The sequence below is a fragment of the Agromyces soli genome, assembly GCF_022811605.1.
In the GTDB taxonomy this organism is placed as follows: domain Bacteria; phylum Actinomycetota; class Actinomycetes; order Actinomycetales; family Microbacteriaceae; genus Agromyces; species Agromyces soli.
In genome coordinates, this window is the sequence record NZ_CP094533.1 from 3,129,180 (window position 1) to 3,147,404 (window position 18,225).

Annotated in this window: 13 protein-coding genes and 1 pseudogene; 5 read left to right on the forward strand and 9 right to left on the reverse strand. The window is 73.4% G+C overall.

Annotated elements, in window-relative coordinates; all coding sequences use genetic code 11:
• Positions 1–42 precede the first annotated feature (42 nt).
• The 4 genes from MTP13_RS15030 to rpsT all read left to right on the forward strand — a co-directional run bounded on the left by MTP13_RS15030 (position 43) and on the right by rpsT (position 3,131).
• On the forward strand, positions 43–1,257 hold the full coding sequence (locus tag MTP13_RS15030) for a sensor histidine kinase (RefSeq protein WP_243568496.1): 1,215 nt from the start codon (positions 43–45) through the stop codon (positions 1,255–1,257).
• Positions 1,254–1,886, forward strand: a complete 633-nt coding sequence (locus tag MTP13_RS15035; protein WP_243568497.1) for a response regulator — start codon at positions 1,254–1,256, stop codon at positions 1,884–1,886. The genes MTP13_RS15030 and MTP13_RS15035 overlap by 4 nt, the downstream gene beginning before the upstream one ends.
• 2 nt (positions 1,887–1,888) lie before the next feature.
• The gene (locus MTP13_RS15040; RefSeq protein WP_243568498.1) at positions 1,889–2,722 is read left to right on the forward strand and encodes an alpha/beta fold hydrolase; all 834 of its coding nucleotides are present in this window, start codon (positions 1,889–1,891) and stop codon (positions 2,720–2,722) included.
• A gap of 148 nt (positions 2,723–2,870) precedes the next feature.
• A complete protein-coding gene (rpsT, locus tag MTP13_RS15045) occupies positions 2,871–3,131 on the forward strand; it encodes a 30S ribosomal protein S20 (RefSeq protein WP_189086488.1) in 261 nt (86 codons plus the stop codon).
• Positions 3,132–3,449: 318 nt separating this feature from the next.
• Here the strand turns inward: rpsT and holA are convergent, their stop codons facing one another.
• From holA to MTP13_RS15085, 9 genes and pseudogenes are all read right to left on the reverse strand, one after another.
• Positions 3,450–4,478, reverse strand: coding sequence for a DNA polymerase III subunit delta (gene holA, locus MTP13_RS15050; RefSeq protein ID WP_243568499.1), 1,029 nt, complete (start codon positions 4,476–4,478; stop codon positions 3,450–3,452).
• 388 nt (positions 4,479–4,866) lie between these two features.
• Positions 4,867–6,210, reverse strand: a pseudogene (locus MTP13_RS18310) (ComEC/Rec2 family competence protein); the annotation flags it as partial.
• Between the two features lie 770 nt (positions 6,211–6,980).
• On the reverse strand, positions 6,981–7,697 hold the full coding sequence (locus tag MTP13_RS15055; RefSeq protein ID WP_243568500.1) for a helix-hairpin-helix domain-containing protein: 717 nt from the start codon (positions 7,695–7,697) through the stop codon (positions 6,981–6,983).
• Positions 7,698–7,797: 100 nt separating this feature from the next.
• Positions 7,798–10,374 carry a leucine--tRNA ligase gene (gene leuS / locus MTP13_RS15060; protein ID WP_243568501.1) on the reverse strand — a complete coding sequence of 859 codons (2,577 nt, stop codon included), beginning with the start codon at positions 10,372–10,374 and terminating at the stop codon, positions 7,798–7,800.
• A 76-nt stretch (positions 10,375–10,450) separates the two neighbouring features.
• A complete protein-coding gene (locus MTP13_RS15065; RefSeq protein ID WP_243568502.1) occupies positions 10,451–11,833 on the reverse strand; it encodes an anthranilate synthase component I family protein in 1,383 nt (460 codons plus the stop codon).
• Between the two features lie 156 nt (positions 11,834–11,989).
• Positions 11,990–13,660 (reverse strand): thiol reductant ABC exporter subunit CydC, encoded by a 1,671-nt coding sequence (gene cydC / locus MTP13_RS15070; RefSeq protein WP_279399736.1) that lies wholly within the window; start codon positions 13,658–13,660, stop codon positions 11,990–11,992.
• Positions 13,647–15,293 (reverse strand): thiol reductant ABC exporter subunit CydD, encoded by a 1,647-nt coding sequence (cydD, locus tag MTP13_RS15075; RefSeq protein WP_243568503.1) that lies wholly within the window; start codon positions 15,291–15,293, stop codon positions 13,647–13,649. Before cydD ends, cydC begins: the two co-directional genes overlap by 14 nt.
• Position 15,294: 1 nt before the next feature.
• Positions 15,295–16,299: a cytochrome d ubiquinol oxidase subunit II gene (gene cydB / locus MTP13_RS15080; RefSeq protein WP_243568504.1), complete on the reverse strand. Its 1,005-nt coding sequence runs from the start codon at positions 16,297–16,299 to the stop codon at positions 15,295–15,297.
• Positions 16,300–16,311: 12 nt separating this feature from the next.
• Positions 16,312–17,724: a cytochrome ubiquinol oxidase subunit I gene (locus tag MTP13_RS15085; RefSeq protein ID WP_243568505.1), complete on the reverse strand. Its 1,413-nt coding sequence runs from the start codon at positions 17,722–17,724 to the stop codon at positions 16,312–16,314.
• Between the two features lie 122 nt (positions 17,725–17,846).
• Here MTP13_RS15085 and MTP13_RS15090 point away from each other — a divergent pair, with 122 nt between their 5' ends.
• On the forward strand, positions 17,847–18,224 hold the full coding sequence (locus tag MTP13_RS15090; protein ID WP_243568506.1) for a BlaI/MecI/CopY family transcriptional regulator: 378 nt from the start codon (positions 17,847–17,849) through the stop codon (positions 18,222–18,224).
• Position 18,225 lies beyond the last annotated feature (1 nt).

Here is an 18,225-nt window from a genome sequence, read left to right on the forward strand (position 1 = left end):
GGATGCCCCGGTCAGGCCCCCGGGGCTACGCTGAGGCCCATCATGGCCGTGCTCGAAGCCCCCGTCGACGAGCGGGTGCAGCCCTCCGCGCTGCGCCCGGTCTTCATCGCGCTCCGCGCGGGACTCCACGTGCTCGTCGTCGGACTGGCGCTCTTCGTCGTCGTCCGGGCGCTCGTCGCAGACGACGGGCTGGAGGTGCCCGTCACGGTCCTCGCGATCGTGTTCCTCGCCTGGTACGGGGCGGGCGTCGCCGCCGCGCACCGGCACCTCCCGGTGTGGGCGCGCGTGCTCTGGCTCATCGGCCTGCTCGCGCTGTGGGCCGCGCTCAGCGTGCTCACGCCCGACGCGGCGTTCCTCGCGTTCCCGCTCTTCTTCCTCGAGCTGCACGTGCTCGCCGCCTCGATCGCCGTGCCGCTCGTGATCGTCACGTTCGCGATCTCCGTCGCCAGTACGACGATGCACCTCGGCTTCGAGCCCGGCAGCATCCTCGGTCCGTTCATCAGCGCCGGCGTCGCGATCGTCATCGGACTCGGCTACCGGGCCATGGCGCAGGAGACGAGGGAGCGTCAGGCGCTCATCCTCGATCTCATGGCCACCCGTGAGGAGCTCGCCGCCGCCAGCCGGGAGGCCGGCACCAAGGCCGAGCGCGAGCGGCTCGCCCGCGAGATCCACGACACCGTCGCGCAGGGCCTGTCGAGCATCCAGATGCTGCTGCACGCGGCCGAGCGAGACGTGCAGGACGACCGCACCCGGGAGCGCCTCGAGCTCGCCCGCGAGACGGCGGCGGAGAACCTCCAGGAGACGCGGCGCTTCATCCGCGAGCTCACCCCGGCCCCGCTCGACGGCCGCGGGCTGCCCGCCGCGCTGCAGCGCCTCGTCGACTCGGCGAACGCGCAGGCCGAGCAATCGGGCGCGACGGTGCGCGCGAGCTTCTCGACGAGCGGGGAGCCGGCCCCGCTGCCCATGGCGGTCGAGGCGACGCTCCTCCGCATCGCCCAGGGCTCACTGGCGAACGTCGTCGGCCACGCCAGGGCGACGCACGCCGAGCTCACGCTGAGCTTCCTCGGCGACGAGGTCGCGCTCGACGTCGTCGACGACGGCGTCGGCTTCGACCCGCGAAAGGCCGAGGCGGGCGACGGATTCGGGCTGCCCGCCATCCGGCGCCGCGCGGAGCGGCTCGGCGGCACCGCCGACGTCGAGTCCGCACCCGGCGAGGGCACCGCGGTCGTCGTGCGCATCCCGGTGGTGCCGTCGTGATCCGCCTCATGCTCGCCGACGACCATCCCGTCGTCCGCGCCGGCATCCGGGCGATGCTCGAGGCCGACCCGGAGCTCGTCGTCGTGGCGGAGGCGGGAACCGCGGCGGAGGCGATCCGCCTCGCCGGCGAGAGCGGCGACGGGGGCATCGACCTCGTGCTGATGGACCTGCAGTTCCCCGGCGAGCTGCAGGGCGCCGAGGCCACCCGGCGCATCCGCGCCCTCCCTCGCCCGCCGCGGGTGCTCGTGCTCACGAATTACGACACCGACGCCGACATCCTCGGCGCGATCGAGGCGGGAGCCAGCGGCTACCTGCTGAAGGACGCCCCGCCCGAGGAACTCCTCGCGGCGGTGCGCCTCGCCGCGGCCGGCGAGACCGCCCTCGCCCCGGCGGTCTCCTCTCGACTCGCCGCCGCGGACGGCGCCGAGCAGCGGCTCACCGCCCGCGAAGCGGAGGTGCTCACGCTCGTCGCCGAGGGACGGTCGAACCGCGAGATCGGCCGCGCCCTCTTCCTCAGCGAGGCCACGGTGAAGAGCCACCTCGTGCACATCTTCACGAAGCTCGACGTCGGTTCGCGCACGGCCGCGGTGGCGCGGGCTCGCGAGCTCGGCGCGATCCGCGCGGGCTGACCGTGGTCCGCGCGCGCGTCGTGCTCGTCCACGGCATCCGCACCTCCGCCACGATGTGGCGCGCGCAGCTCGAGGCGCTCGCGCGCTACGACGTCGAGGCCGTGGCGATCGACCTGCCCGGGCACGGGCGCCGGATCGGCGAACCGTTCACCCTGCACGGCGCAGTGGCTGCGATCGCGGACGCGCTCCGGGCCGAGGAGCACGCGGATGGCCCGCACGGCTCGGCTGGCTCGGCTGGCTCGGCTGGCTCGGCTGGCTCGGCGCAGCCGGAGCCCGTGCCGCGCCTGCTCGTCGGGCTGAGCCTTGGCGGCTACCTCGCGATCGAAACCGCGGCAAGGCATCCGGACCTGCTCGACGGCCTCGTCGCCGCCTCGTGCGGCACCCGCCCCCGCGGCGTCGGCCTCCACGGCTACCTCGCCCTCGCGGACGCGATCGGCCGACTGCCGGACCGCGGACGCTCGCTCAACGACGGCTTCATCCGCCTCATGCTCTCCCCCACCGCAGCGCACGACGTCGTCGCCGGCGGCGTGGCCCTCGACGTCATGCGGCCGACGCTCCGCGCCGTCGGCACGATCGACCTCGAGGCGGCGCTCGGCGCGGTGCGCTGCCCGGTCTGGCTCGTGAACGGGCAGCTCGATCACTTCCGGCTCGAGGAGCGCCGGCTCGCCCGTGCGATGCACGACGGCCGGCTCGTCGTCGTGCCCGGCGCCACCCACCTCGTGAGCCTGAGCCGCCCGGAGGCGTTCACCGCCGTGGTGCTCGATGCGGTGGCCGAGCTCCAACGCCGCGCGGCGGCCCGCGGCCGCGCCGGGCGGGCCCCCGCATCGACCGGGTGAGACGCACCGCTCGCTTTGGTGCCGTCCGCTGAGAACTGGTATCGTTGCCTGTTGGCTTGCGTGTGGGTCCCACCCCGCACGAAACGTCGCGGCGGCCCCTCTACCGCTCGCGGCACATCCCGTACCGCACGACAACGAAAGAATCCACGTGGCAAACATCAAGTCGCAGATCAAGCGCATCCGCACCAACCGCAAGGCCGAGGAGCGCAACAAGGCCGTCAAGAGCGAGCTCAAGACCGTCGTCCGCGCCGCGCGCGAGGCGATCGCCGGTGGCGACAAGGACAAGGCGACCGCCGCCGTTCGCGTTGCGAACCGCAAGCTCGACAAGGCTGTCTCGAAGGGCGTCATCCACAAGAACCAGGCCGCGAACCGCAAGTCGGCGATCGCGAAGCAGGCCGCCGCGCTCTGAGGCGCAGCAGCATCCACGAAGGCCCCGCTCCGGCGGGGCCTTCGTCGTTCCCGCGCGGCTGCTGCTTCGCCCCGGCACCGGCACCGGTGCGGTAGCGGCTGGCGAGTCGCACGACGAAACGCTCGCTGCGCCACTCCTGATGGCGCGTCGGGCGTTTCGTCGTGCAGCTCGCGGATGCCGACGCAGGCGGCGGCCGCGCGAGGCTGGGGCGCGGACGGGACGGGTGGAGCTCGGCGCGGGGGGAACGGGGTCAGGCGCGGCGGCGTGGGGCCCGGGCGCGGGTGGGCCGCGTGAGGCTCGGGCGCGGATGGACCGAGGTCAGTCGCGGCCGCGGGAGGCGATGACGCCGATCAGACGTTCGAGGGCGAAGACGGGGTCGCGCTCGGCGCCCTTCACGGCGGCGTCGGTCGCCGCGAGCGCTTCGATGGTGCGCGCGAGGCCGGCATCGTCCCACCCGGCGAGGTCGCGGCGGGCGCGGTCGACCTGCCACGGGGCCATCCCGAGCGACGACGCGAGCTGCGCTCCCCCGCCGCGCGCCCCGGACACCTTCGCCATCGTGCGCACCTTCATCGCGAACGCCGCGACGATCGGCACCGGGTCGGCGCCGCTGTCGAGTGCGTGCCGGAGGGCGATGAGCGCTTCGCCATGCCGTCCGGCGATCGCGGCGTCGGCGACGGTGAACGCCGTGGTCTCGACCCGGCCCCCGTAGTACTTGGCGACGAGCTTCTCGTCGATGTCGCCCGGGGCGTCGGCCATGAGCTGCCGGCATGCGGCCGAGAGCTCGGCGAGGTCGTCGCTGAACGCGCCGACGAGGGCGCGCAGCGCGCCGGGGCTCACCTTCCGTCCGGCGCTGCGGAACTCGGTCGCGGCGAAGTCCTGTTTCTCGGAATCCTTCTTGAGCTCGGCGCAGACGATCTCGATGCCGCCGCCCGAGCCGGCCCGGATCGCGTCGAGCAGCTTCCTGCCACGCTGACCGTTGCGGTGCCGGAGCACGAGCGTGGTCGACTCGGCCGTCTGCTCGAGATAGTCGAGCGCGTCGAGCAGGAAGTCGTCGCTCGCCTTCTCGACGCCGGAGACGCGGATGAGTCGCGGTTCGCCGAAGAGGGAGGGGCTCGCGAGCGTCAGCAGCTCGCCTCGGCGGTAGGCGTCGGCTTCGAGGTCGCTCACCTCGAGCGCGGGATCCTCGGTGCGGAGGAAGTCGCGGAGCATGCCGATCGCCCGCTCGGCGAGCACGTCTTCGGGACCGGCGACGAGCACCACCGGCGCCGGACGGACCGCGTTCCACGCGAGCTGCGGGATGGCCGCCTTCGCCTTCGGTGCGGCGCGTGCCGCGGTGCGTGCCGCCACTGTCTCCTCCTGCCCGGCGGAATGCGCCGGCTCGACCTCCAAGTCTACGGCGGAGTCTACGGGCGGCCGCTGTCATCGCGGGCTGCTCGACGGCCGACGGCCCCCCGGGCCCGGGTGGCGGCTCCGCCGCGCCGCGCTCGCTCCACAGCCGCAGCCCCTCGCCGTCGTCGCCGACGAACACGGTGCCCATCCGATCGGTGCGCATCGCGTGCACGCGGTGGCGTTCGAGCAGTTCGAGCAGCGCGGCCGTCGGATGCCCGTAGCCGTTGTCGGCGCCGACGCCGATCAGACCCAGCACGGCTCCCAGGCGCGCGTAGAGCGCCTCGTGCTGGTCGGCCGAGCCGTGGTGGGCCACCTTCACGAGGTCGAACTCACCGGTCCGGGCGGCGTCCAGCCGCTTCAGGAGCCCGATCTGCGCCGTCTCGCCGAGGTCGCCCAGCAGGAGCACGCTCGCCTGCGGTCCGTCGACGGCGAGCACGACGCTCGCGTCGTTGCCCGGTCGCGCCCCGGCATCGGGCCACAGCACCCGCCAGCGCAGTCCGCCGAGCTCGCCGTTCCTGCCGACCTCGGCCTCGACCGCGGGGACACCGCGCTCGACGAGCGGGGCGAGCGCCCGGCGCGAACGAGTCCCGTCGGGCGGGCCGTGCAGCACGGCGTCGACCCGATCGGCCACGGCCGGCACTCCGCCGACGTGATCCAGATCCCAGTGCGTGAGCACCAGCACTCCGATGCGATCGACCCCGGCGAGCTCGAGGCAGCGCCCGAGCGCCGCCGGTTCCGGGCCGGTGTCGACCAGCATGGTGCGTCCGCCGGCCCTGAGCAGCACGGCATCGCCCTGTCCCACGTCGCAGGCCACAACGAACCAGTCGGCGGGACGCAGCATCCCGGGCAGCACCCGAGTGCCGAGAGCCCCTCCGACGGTGCCGGCGGCCACGAGGAGCACCAGGGCCAGCGAGAGCGCCGCCAGCGGGCGCCGCTGGTGGCGGCCGAGCACGAGGCGCAATGCGGCCGCGGTGGTGACGAGCAGCAGTGCAGCGCCCGGCGCTCCAGGCGGCCAGGGCAACTGGGCGAGCGGCATGTTCGAGGCGGCGTGCGCGAGTGCAGCGATCCAGCTGGCGGGGAGCCAGGCGAGCTGCGCGAGAGCGAAACCGACCGAGGGCACGATCGGGAGGACGAGACAGGCGAGCAGGCCCAGGACGGTGCCGAGCGGTGCCGCCGGCGCGGCCAGCAGGTTCGCCGCGACCCCCGAGAGCGGGATCGTCGGTTCGAGGAGCACGAGGATCGGCTGGCAGGCGAGTTGCGCTGCGATCGGAACCCCCAGCACGACCGCGAGCGGCGCCGGCATCACGCGGGCGAGGCGCGCGGCGAGCGGCGGGGCGAGCAGGATCAGGCCACCGGTCGCCGCCACCGAGAGCGCGAAGCCGTAGTCGCCCGCATACCAGGGGTCGGCCACGAGGAGCACGATCACCGCCGTCGCGAGCGCGGGCGCGCCACCGCCCCGCCGTCCGCGGGCGAGCGCCACGAGCAGCACGATCGCCATGGCCGCAGCGCGGACGACGCTCGCCTGCGGCGTCACGAGCACCACGAAGCCGAGCAGCGCGCCGATCGCAACCGCCACCCGAGCCCAGCGCGGCGCGCGGCATCGAGCCGCGATCCAGAACGCGGCGGCCGTGATGATCGCGCAGTTCGCCCCGGACACCGCGGTGAGGTGGGTGAGCGAACTCGCCTTCATCGCGGCGTCGAGCTCCTCGCCGACGGCGCGCTCGTCGCCGACTGCCAGCCCGGGCACGAGCGCGCCGCCATCGCCGCCGAGTTCGGTGGCGGCATCCACGAGTCCGGCGCGCAGCGGGAGCGCCCATGCGGCCCACCAGGGGGGCGGCGCGATGCGGTCCACCGCGCCGCCGCGCAGCCGGAGCGCTGCACGCTCGGAGGGCGGCTGCGGCGCAGCCCGAGCGTCGAAGGCGAGCCGCGAGCCGAGCCCGATCCTGCCGGGGTCGGCTTCGAACTCCGCGACCACCGGCACCGGGCGCACCGCTTCGCCCTCGACCTCGAGCAGTCGCGCCGGCACCCGCAGCCGCTGGGACGCCGGCGCGCCCGGATCGGACTCGGATTCGGCGTCGAACCCCGTCGCCGCCGAGGCGAACGAGGCGTCGCGCGGAGTGCCGACGAGTTCGACGACCACGGCCGCCGAGGCCCGTCGCTCCCCCGCGAACGGTCCGCGGTCGCGGTCCGCCAGCGCGACGCCAGCACTCGTCGCGACGACCGCGCCGGCCGCGGCGGCGACGAGCGCCAGCGTTGCCGCAGGCCGCCGCCGGCGCAGCACGGCGAGCAGGGCGCCGCACGCCGTCGCCCAGCACACCACCGGGGCGACCCAGGTTCCGATCCCGAGCTCTGGCAGCCGCACCGCCACCCAGGCGACGGCCCAGGCCACGAGCGCCGGCAGGACGAGCCGCAGATCGCGCACCGGAGCGGCCGTGCCGAGCGGCGGTGCGGGCGGGCTGCTCACAGGGCGACCCGGTCGACGAGCCCGGCGAACACGGCGTCGCCGATGCCCGCGACCTCGAGCAGCTGCTCGACGCTCGTGAAACCGCCGTTCGCCGCTCGCCAGTCGAGGATCCGTTGCGCGAGCGCCGGCCCGATGCGCGGCAGCGTGTCGAGCTCGGCGAGGCCCGCCGTGTTCAGCTGCACCACGCCGGCGGCGCCGGCAGCCCCCGGCTCGCCGCCTGCTCCGCTCGCACCGCCGACCGCCCCGGGCTGCGGCGGCGGCACCTCGCCCGGTCGCGGGACGAGGAGCTGCTCGCCGTCGGTGACCGGGCGGGCGAGGTTCACCCCGCCGGCGTCGGCCTCGGCCGTGAGGCCGCCCGCGGCGGCGATGGCGTCGACGACGCGCGCCCCGGGTTCGAGCTCGACGAGGCCGGGCCGGGCGACGGCGCCGAGGACGTGCACGAGCAGCACCGGTGAGGCCGGCGCCCCGGTCAGCGCAGCCCCGGGCGCCGCCTCGTCGCCCATCGCCGTCTCGTCGCCGAACTCGAGCGAACCGGCATCCCCACCGCCCGAACCGGAGAACGAGAGCAGCGCGGCCACCGCGAGCGCCACGAGGAACACGACGACCGCCGCGCCGACGGCGATGCGGGTGCGCGCACCCGCTCGGCGAGCCGACGGCGCGAGGAGCGCCAGCGCGTCGTCATCGGGCTCGGCGCCGCTCGGGAGTCCAGGCATGCCACGACGCTACGGTCGACCGAACCGCGTGGGACGCACTGAGGCGGACCCGGTGAGCGCCGCGAGATCCGCCCCGCATGTGGAGGAGGGCCGGAGTGCCCTACCCCCGCGTCGCGATGTTGACGAGCTTCGGCGCGCGCACGATGACGTTCACGATCTCACGCTCGCCGATCGCCCGGGCGACCGCGGCCGAGTCGCGCGCGAGGCGCTCGAGCTCCTCGCCGGACACCTTCGGCGAGACCTCGAGCCGGTCGCGCACCTTGCCGTCGACCTGGACGATCGCGGTGACCTGGTCCTCGACGAGCAGCGCCGGGTCGGCCTTGCGCCACGGCACGAGCGCCACGGAGGGCTCGTAGCCGAGCCGCTGCCACATGTCCTCCGCAGTGAACGGCGCGAACAGGTCGAGGACCATCGCCGTCACCTCGGCCGCCTCACGGACGGCCGCGTCGGCCGGGCCGGGGCCCTGGTCGATCGCCTTGCGGGTCAGGTTCACGAGCTCCATCAGGCGCGCGACGATGACGTTGAACTTGTACGACTCGGCCAGCCCCGGGGCATCCGCCAGCAGACGGTGCGAGGCGCGCCGGAGCGCGCGATCGCCCGTCGACCAATCGACCTCGGGGGCGCTCGTCACGTCGTGCGCGATGCGCCAGGCACGGGCGAGGAACTTCGCGGAGCCGACCGGCGACACGTCGGCCCAGTCGATGTCGTCCTCCGGCGGCCCGGCGAACGCGAGCGTCACGCGGAGGGCGTCGGTGCCGTGCGCGGCGAGCTCGGAGGCGAACTCGACGAGGTTGCCCTTGGACTTCGACATCTTCGAGCCGTCCATGAGCACCATGCCCTGGTTCAGCAGGGAGGTGAACGGCTCGGTGAACCGCAGGTAGCCGAGGTCGAACAGCACCTTCGTGATGAAGCGCGAGTACAGCAGGTGCAGGATCGCGTGCTCGACGCCGCCGACGTACTGGTCGACGGGCGCCCACTTCTCGGCCTCGGCCGGGTCGAAGGCGCGCGTGTCGTCGTTCGCGTTCAGGTAGCGCAGGTAGTACCAGGAGCTGTCGACGAAGGTGTCCATCGTGTCGGAGTCGCGCTTGGCCGCGCCTCCGCAGTTCGGGCAGGTGACGTTCACCCAGGCCTCGGCCGCGCCCAGCGGGCTCGTGCCCTTCGGCTTCAGGTCGAGGCCCGCCGCGTCGGGCAGCCGCACGGGCAGCTCCGACTCGGGCACCGGCACCTCGCCGCAGTCGGCGCAGTGGATGATCGGGATCGGCGTGCCCCAGAAGCGCTGGCGGGAGATCAGCCAGTCCCGCAGCCGGAAGTTCTTCGCGGCGCGGCCGGTGCCGCGCTCGTCGAGGATCTCGATGGCCCGGCGGATGGCGTTCGACTTCGACAGCCCGTCGAGGGGGCCGGAGTTGATCAGCCGACCCTCGCCCGTGAGCGCGACGCCGGTCGACGCCGGGTCGAGCGGGGGCAGGTCGTCGGGCTCGATCGCGTTGCCGTCGGCATCGGTCGGGATGACCGGGATGACGCCCGTGACCGGTGCGTTCGTGTCGACGACGACGCGCACCGGCAGCTCGAAGGCGCGGGCGAAGTCGAGGTCGCGCTGATCGTGCGCGGGCACGGCCATGATCGCGCCGTGACCGTAGTCGGCCAGCACGTAGTCGCTCGCCCAGATCGGCAGGCGCTCGCCGTTCAGCGGGTTCACCGCGTAGCGCTCGAGGAAGACGCCGGTCTTCGGCCGGTCGGTCGCGAGCCGGTCGATGTCGCTCTCGGCGCGCACGGAGTCGAGGTAGCCCTCGAAGTTGCGCTGCACCTCGGTGGAGGCGCCGGCCGCGAGCTCGGCGGCGAGCGGGGAGTCGACGGCGACGACCATGAAGGTCGCGCCGTACAGCGTGTCGGGGCGGGTCGTGAACACGGTCACGCGCTCGTCGCGGCCCTCGATCTCGAACTCGACGTCGGCGCCCGAGGAGCGGCCGATCCAGTTGCGCTGCATCGAGACGACCTTCGACGGCCACGTGCCCTCGAGCTGGTTGAGGTCGTCGAGCAGCCGGTCGGCGTAGTCGGTGACCCGGAAGTACCACTGCGTCAGGGCCTTCTTCGTCACCACCGCGCCGCAGCGCTCGCAGTGCCCGTCGACGACCTGCTCGTTCGCGAGCACGGTCTGGTCGTTCGGGCACCAGTTGACCTGGCCGGCCTTGCGATACGCGATGCCCTGTTCGTAGAGCTTCAGGAACAGCCACTGGTTCCACTTGTAGTACTCGGGGTCGCTCGTGTGCAGCTCGCGCGACCAGTCGAAGCTCGGCGCGTACTGGCGGAACGAGCGCTTCTGCTGCGCGATGTTCGAGTAGGTCCACTCGCGGGGATCGGCGCCGCGCTTGATGGCGGCGTTCTCGGCCGGGAGGCCGAACGAGTCCCAGCCGATCGGGTGCAGCACGTCGAAGCCCTGGTGGCGCCAGTAGCGGGCGGAGATGTCGCCGAAGCCGAACGCCTCGGCGTGCCCCATGTGCAGGTCGCCGGAGGGGTACGGGAACATGTCGAGCACGTACTTGCGGGGGCGGGTGTCGCCCTCGCGGCCCGCGCGGAAAAGCTCGAGCTCCTCCCACACCGGAAGCCACTTCTCCTGGATGGCGGCGAAGTCGTAGGCGTCGGCGTCGGGGCGCGGCACGGATTCCTGCTCGTTGACCACGTGACTCTCAATCGTGCGTATCTGCGGGGGTGGGATCGCGGGCGCGACGGAAGCGCGCTCGATGCGAGCTTCCAGCCTATTCGATCGCGGCGTCGGGGGCGGCGCCGAGGGCGTCGAGCAGCGCGCGGGCCTTCACCCGGGTCTCCTCCACCTCCTCCTCCGGCACGGAGAGCGCGGTGATGCCGCCGCCGGTCCCGATCGAAGCACCGGTCGGGGTCACGACGATCGAGCGGATCACCATCGCGAGGTCGGCGCCGCCATCGACCGAGACGGTGCCGAAGGCGCCCGCATAGATGCCGCGCTCCCCCGCTTCGAGCCCGTGCAGGATGCGCATGGCGCTCTCCTTCGGTGCGCCCGTCATCGAGCCGGCGGGGAACGCCGCGGCCATCGCGTCGACGGCGCCGAGCCCGGGCCGGAGCCGCGCGGAGACGGTGGAGACGAGCTGGTGCACCTGCGGGTACTCCTCGACCGTGTGCAAGCCGCTCACGCGCACGCTGCCGAGTTCGGCGACGCGCGAGAGGTCGTTGCGCATCAGGTCGACGATCATGAGATTCTCGGCCCGTTCCTTCGCGCTCGCGAGCAGTTCGCCCCGGAGGGCGGCGTCGCGCTCCGGGTCGGGATGCCGCGGGCGCGTGCCCTTCATCGGCTTCGTCGAGACGAGCCCGCTGGGCTCGACGAGCAGGAACTGCTCGGGCGAGGCGCTGACCAGGGCGGTGTCGTCGAAGCGGAGCAGTCCGCCGTGGTGGCTCCGGCTCGTGCGGCGGAGCCGCCGGTACAGCTCGACGGGGTCGAAACGGCCGTCGACGTCGATCCGGTTGGTGAGGCAGAGCTGGTAGGCGTCGCCCCGGGCGATCGCCTCCTGACAGGCGAGGATGCGTCGGCGGTACGCCTCCGCCGAGTGCCGCCAGCGGGGCGCGGCGACGGCGGGCACGGCGGGCACGGGATCGAGGCCGGCCGCCGCCTCGGGCAGTGCGGCGATGGCGGCTGCGGTGCGCTCGAGCCAGGATGCCTGGGCTGCGGCGAAGGCGGGGTCCGCATCGTCCTCGAGCCACTCGAGACGCATCGTCCGGGCGGCGTGGTCGAAGACCACGGCGCGCTCGGCGAAGAAGAAGGCCGCCGCCGGTGTGCGCGTCGGCGCGGCGGGCAGGCCGAGCGCGCGAGCGCCGAACTCGTAGCCGAACCAGCCGATCCAGCCGAGCGGCGTCGCGCCCGCCGAGGCGTCGACGGAATCGCCGAGCTCGGTGCGGAGCGCTTCGAAGACGTCCGCCGGCGGAGTGTCGTCGCCCGCGACGAGGACCTTGGCGCCATCGCGCGGCACCGCGACGACGCTCGAGCCGGAGCTCGCGTCGATGCCGGAGTCGAGCCACGCGGACACCGGGGCGCCGCCGGCGAGCTCGAGGTGGACGAGCTCCGGGTCGCGCCACCCGGGCAGCGGTCGTCGACGGAGGCGTCGGGGCATCCCCTCAGCCTACGGCGCGCGCGGCCCATGCCGCGCCGCGCCATCCCCCCGTGCCCGCGCCAGCCCCCGCCCCCCGCGCCCACGCGAGGGGGTCGCTTTCCGACATCCGCCGCGGTGGTCACGAGGGCGGATGCCGGAAAACGACCCCTTCGCCGCTCAGCCGAGCACGAGCTCGCGGTCGACGAGTCCCGCCGCGACGGGCGTGTGCGAGATGAGCACGACGGAGCGGCCGGATGCCGCGTCGAGCAGCTCCGCGAGCAGGGCGTCCGCCCGCGCGCGATCGACGCTCGCGGTCGGTTCGTCGAGCACGAGCACGTCGAAGTCCGCGAGCATCGCCCTGGCCAGCGCGATCCGGTGGGCCTGGCCGCCCGATACGAGCGCGCCTCGCTCCCCGACGGGCGCGTCGAGTCCGCCGCGCTCGCGCATCCACTCGCCGAGGCCGACGCGTTCGACCACCGCCTCGAGCTCGGCGTCGCTCGCCGTGTCCCGGGCGAAGATGAGGTTCTGCCGGATCGACTCGTCGAAGAGCCAGGGCCGCTGCTCGACGAGCCCGATGCGGTCGCGCAGCCGATGGGCATCGAGCTCGCGCGCCTCGATGCCGTCGACGCGGTAGGAGCCGCCGTACTCGAGGAATCGGACGAGTACGTGGGCGAGCGTGGTCTTGCCGCTGCCGCTCGGGCCTCGCACGAGCACGCGCTCTCCCGGGTCGAGCACGAGATCGACGGGCCGGAGGGCGCTCGGCCGCTCGATCCCGTCCGACCCCGGCCAGTCGGCGTGCACGCCGTGCAGTTCGAGCCTGGGTGCGGTTCCGTCGGCCGGCAGCGCCCGGGGCGCGACCGCGGGGACGGGCAGCTCCGGCGGCACGTCGGCGGGCACCGCACGGGCGACGCGCTCCGCCGCCGAGCGCGCGACGCGCCACGCCGCCGCCGCGGGCGGGATCGCCGCCGCGACCTCGGCGACGGCGAGCGGCACGAGGGCGAGGATCGCGAGCGTCGGGCCGTCGATGCCGCCGTTCGAGAGGACGGGGGCGGCGAGCCAGAGCGCGACGGCTGCGCCGATGCCACCCATGGCCGCGACGGCCGCGGCGACCGCCCCGGCGGCGACCGCCCGCGCCCGCGAGACGCGTCCGAGTCGCCGGGCGAGGCCGTCGATGCGGTCGAGGTCGGCGTCGGTGGCGCCGTACGCGACCAGCAGCTCCCTCGTGCGGAGGTGTTCGACGACCGCCTGCTGGAGCCGACCGCGCAGCGGGGCGAGCTCGCGGTCGGCCCGCGCGCCCGCGCGATGCTGGGCGAACAGCGCGAGGCCGATGCCGGCCACGAGCACGAGCGCGAGCCCGGCCGCCGCGCCGGGCGCGAGGAACGCGATGCCCGTCACCGCGGCGACGAGCACGACGAGCGCGCTCACGACGGGCTGCACCACGCGGAGCGCGAGGTTCTGAAGCTCGTCGACGTCGCCCACGAAGCGGGCGAGCAGCTCGCCGCCCCGGGTCGCCGGCACGCCGTCGGGCGCGACCGGGAGCATCCGCTCGTACACGCCGGCACGGACAGCCGCGAGCTGCCGGAACGCCGCATCGTGCCCCGCGAGTCGTTCGAGGTAGCGGAACACCGCGCGCGACAGCGCGAACGCCCGCACGCCGACGATGCCGAGCGAGAGAAAGAGGATCGGCGGCTGCTCGGCCGCCCGGGTGATCAGCCAGGCGCTCGCGGCGAGCAGCGCGACGGCCGATCCGCCGGAGGCGATGCCCGCGAGCACCGCCGGCAGGAGCCGCCGGAGGGGCGGCATCGCCTCGCGCAGTACGCGACGTGCGGCGGGGTCAGTTCGCGACACGGACGGCCTCCCGGAGTTCGACGACGCGATCGGCCGCCTCGACGAGGGCGGGGCGGTGGCTCGCGACGAGCACCGCGGTGCCGTTCTCTGCGAGCCGGCGCACGGCGGTGGCGAGCCGGGCCTCGTGTCCGGCGTCGAGCGCCGAGCTCGGCTCGTCGAGGATGAGCAGTCGCACTCCCTCGGCGCGGGCGCGGTGCCAGGCGCGGGCCACCGCGATCCGCTGCTGCTGCCCGCCGGAGAGCCCGGCACCGTCGGCCCCGACCGGGTGCCCGGCCTCGAGCCCCACGGCGAGCTCGGCGAGCGCCTCCTCGAGCAGCGCCTCGGGCGCCTGCTCGCTGCCGAGCCGGACGTTCGACGCGACGGTGCCCGCGCGCAGCAGCGGCTGCTGGCCGGCCCAGGCCACGCGCGGCCGGGCAGCGGGCCCCGCGGGCGCGCCGTCGACCCAGGCCTCGCCGTCGGCCTCGGCGAAGCCGAGCAGCGCGGCGATGAGACTCGACTTGCCCGCACCGCTCGGTCCGACGAGGGCGACGACCTCGCCGGGTGACAGTTCGAGGTCGACGGGAGCGGCGACGGCACGGCCGTCGCGCAGCGCCGCGAACCGTTCGAGCCGGAGCACCGCGCCCGCGTCCGCCCCGGACCGTGCCGAGGCCGGCGTCGTCGCGGCGCGCACGGCCGAGGCATCCGCCCGCTCCCCCGCCTCGATGCGGTCGAGCGCCTCGCCGGAGGCTTCGAGCCCCTCGGTCGAGGCGTGGAAGGCGGCACCCACGTTCCGCAGCGGCAGGAACACCTCCGGCGCGAGCACGAGCACGAAGAGGCCGGCCAGCAGGCCCATCTCCCCCGAGACGAGGCGCAGGCCGATCGACACCGCGACGAGCGCGATCGACAGGCTCGCCCCGAACTCGAGGACGAAGCCGGAGAGGAAGGTCACCCGCAGCACGCGCATCGTCTTGCCGCGGTACGCGTCGGTCGCCCGCCGGATGCGGCCCAGCTGGCGCTCCGCGCGGTTGAAGACCACGAGCGTGGACAGGCCGCCGACGATCTCGAGGAAGGCGGTCGAGAGCTGCTGCAGCCCCTCCCACTGCCGCTGCTGCACCTGCTTGGTGGCCAGGCCGATGAGCGCCATGAAGATCGGCAGCAGTGGCAGCACGATGACGAGGATGAGCCCGGAGAGCGGATCGGCGAGCCAGACCGCGACGAGCAGGATCGGCATCGCGATCACCGTGAGCACGAGCTGCGGGAGGTAGCGCCCGAAGTAGTCGTCGAGCGCGTCGAGCCCGGGTCCGAGCAGGGTCGCGAGCCTGCCCGTGCCGCCGGGCGCTCCGGCGCCGCGATCGACCGACTCGAGCACCGCCCGGCGGAGCTCGGCCTTCACTCGCACCGCCCCTGCGGCGCCGGACCACTCCCACACCCACGCCGCGAGTGCGCGCACGAGGACGCAGCCGACGAGCAGCAGCATCGCCCAGCCGAGCTCCGCCAGCGGGACGCCCGCGACGAGATCGGTCACGAGTCTGGCGAGCGCGTACGCGAAGCCGATGACGGCGACGGCCTGGACGAGCGCCACCGCGCCGCCCGCGGCGAGGAAGCCGCGGGCGGCGCCGGAGCGCCGGATGAGGCGAGGGTCGAGCGGTTTCACGTCAGTGCGCGGCCGCCTCGATGGTCTGCCTGGTGACGCGCTTGCGGAAGATCCAGTAGGTCCACGCCTGGTACGCGAGCACGAGCGGCAGGAAGATCAGCGCGGTCCAGCTCATGAACGTGAGCGTATACGGCGTGCTGGAGGCGTTCGCGATCGTGAGGCTGTTCGCCGGGTCGTTGGATGCGGGCATCACCTCGGGGAAGAGCGCGGCGAAGAGCCCGATCACGGCGGCCGCGATCGTGAGCGCCATGAGCCCGAAGGCCACGCCCTCCTTCCCGCGCACGTTCGCGAGCACTCCGCCGATGAGGGCGACGGCCGCCACGGCCGCCGGCGCCCAGAACCACGCGGAGCCCTGCGCGACGCCCGTCCACAGCAGGAACGCTGCGGCGACGACGATCGTGATGACGCCAGCCTTCGTCGCGAGGCGCTTGGCCCGGGCCCGCAGCTCGCCCTCGGTCTTCAGCGCGATGAACACGGCGCCGTGCGTGAAGAACAGCAGCAGCGTCGTGGCGCCGCCGAGCAGGGCGTACGGGTTCAGCAGGTCGAAGAGCGTGCCGATGTAGTTGTGGTCGGCGTCGAGCGGCACACCCTGCACGATGTTCGCGAAGGCGACGCCCCAGAGCAGCGCCGGCACGGCCGAGCCGACGATGATCATGCGGTCGAACCAGGCCTTCCACTGCGACTCCGGCCGCTGGTGCCGGTATTCGAAGGACACGCCGCGGGCGATGAGCGCGAGCAGGATGAGCAGCAGCGCGAGGTAGAAGCCGGAGAACAGCGTCGCGTACCACTCGGGGAAGGCCGCGAACAGCGCGGCGCCGGCGACGATCACCCACGTCTCGTTGAGATCCCAGACGGGGCCGATCGTGTTGATCATGACCCGGCGGTCGGTGTCGTCCTTCGCGAGGAAGGGCATGGTCATGCCGACGCCGAAGTCGAAGCCGTCGAGCACGAAGTAGCCGACGAAGAAGAAGGCGACGATCCAGAACCAGAGCACGGCGAGATCCATGGCGAACTCCTTCTAGTAGACCGTCGAGGGCTGCTCGACGCGTCCGGTCTCGGGGTCGGGGGCGCCGATCTCGGGCGGCCCCTTCCTGACGGCGCGGATGATGAGGCGCACTTCCACGACGGCGAGGATGCCGTAGATCAGCGTGAAGGCGGTGAGCGAGATGAGCACGTCGAGGCCCGTGACGTTGGGCGACACTGCCGACTCCGTGAACATCTGGCTGAACACGATCCAGGGCTGCCGGCCCATCTCCGTGAACACCCAGCCGACGATCATGGCGCCGAGCGAGAGCGGGAAGCTCCAGATGGCGACCTTCCACACCCACTTCTGCTTCGGCATCCGGCCCTTGCGGGTGAGCCAGAGGCCGACGACGGCGACGAGGACGTGGGCCATGCCGAGCCCGATCATCCAGCGGAACGCCCAGTAGGTGACCCAGATGATCGGCGTGTAGTCGCCAGGGCCCCAGAGCTCGGTGTACTGGGCCTGCAGGTCGTTGATGCCTTCGACGCAGCCGTCGAGACTGTGCGTGGACAGCAGCGACAGGAGGTACGGGACGCGGATGGAGAAGAGTTCGTTCGTGCCGTCCGGTGTGCCGAGCGTGAAGATCGAGAAGGAGGCGTCCGCCCCGCACACGGTGTCGTAGGTGGCTTCGGCCGCGGCCATCTTCATGGGCTGCGTCGCGACCATGGCGAGGCTCAGCTGGTCGCCGAAGAAGGTGGTCAGCGCGCCGGAGACCACCATCGCCCAGAGCCCGAACTTCAGGGCCGGACGCATCGTGTCGAGGTGCTGGTTGCGCGAGAGGTGCCACGCGGCCGCCGTGATGATGAGACCGGACGACACCATGAACGCCGCGGCGATGGTGTGCGGGAAGGCCGCGAGGGCGACGGGGTTCGTCAGCACCGCCCAGATGTCCACCAGCTCCGCCCGGCCGCGCTCGGCGTTCAGCTCGAATCCGACCGGGTTCTGCATCCACGCATTCGCCGCGATGATGAAGTACGCCGACACGATCGAGCCGACCGCGGTCACCCAGATGGTGGCGAGGTGCAGCTTCTGCGGCAGGCGGTTCCAGCCGAAGATCCAGAGGCCGATGAACGTCGCCTCCAGGAAGAAGGCGAGCAGTCCCTCGAGCGCGAGCGGCGCGCCGAAGATGTCGCCGACGAAGCGGGAGTACTCGGACCAGTTCATGCCGAACTGGAACTCCTGCACGATGCCGGTCACGACACCCATGGCGAAGTTGATGAGGAAGATCGAGCCGAAGAACCGGGTGATGCGCAGGTACTCGACCTTCGCCGTGCGCACCCAGGCGGTCTGGAAGATCGCCGTCGTCGTGGCGAGACCGATCGTGAGCGGCACGAACAGGAAGTGGTAGACGGTCGTCAGACCGAACTGCCACCTGGCCAGCAAGAGCGGATCGAGCAGATCATTCACAGGGTGCCCCCTTCGCGGCCGTCCGGGCCCGAGCGGATGACTTCTACACCTCGTAGAAGCCTGCGGCACCCATTCTTCTACTCGATGTAGAAGAAGCGCAAGTCACGCAGTACGATGAAGCAATGGCAGGTCTTGGCGAGCTCGAACGAGCGGTGATGGAAGAGCTCTGGACGAGCGACGCCGCACTCACGGCCAACGAGGTGCGCGACCGGCTCGTGCTCACCGATTCCGACCGCGGCCGCTCCCCCGCGACGACCACGGTGCTCACCGTGCTGTCCCGGCTCGAGCGCAAGGGATTCGTCTCCCGCTCGCGCGACCAGCGACCGCACCGCTACCGCGCCCTGCTCAGCCGGGCCGAGCACACCGCGGAGCTCATGCACGAGGTGCTGGACTCCTCGCACGACCGCGACGGCGCCCTCGCGCGCTTCGTCGGCACCGTCACCGCCGGCGAGGCGCAGACCCTCCGCCGCCTCCTCGACGAGCTCAGCGCCCGGCGCTGAC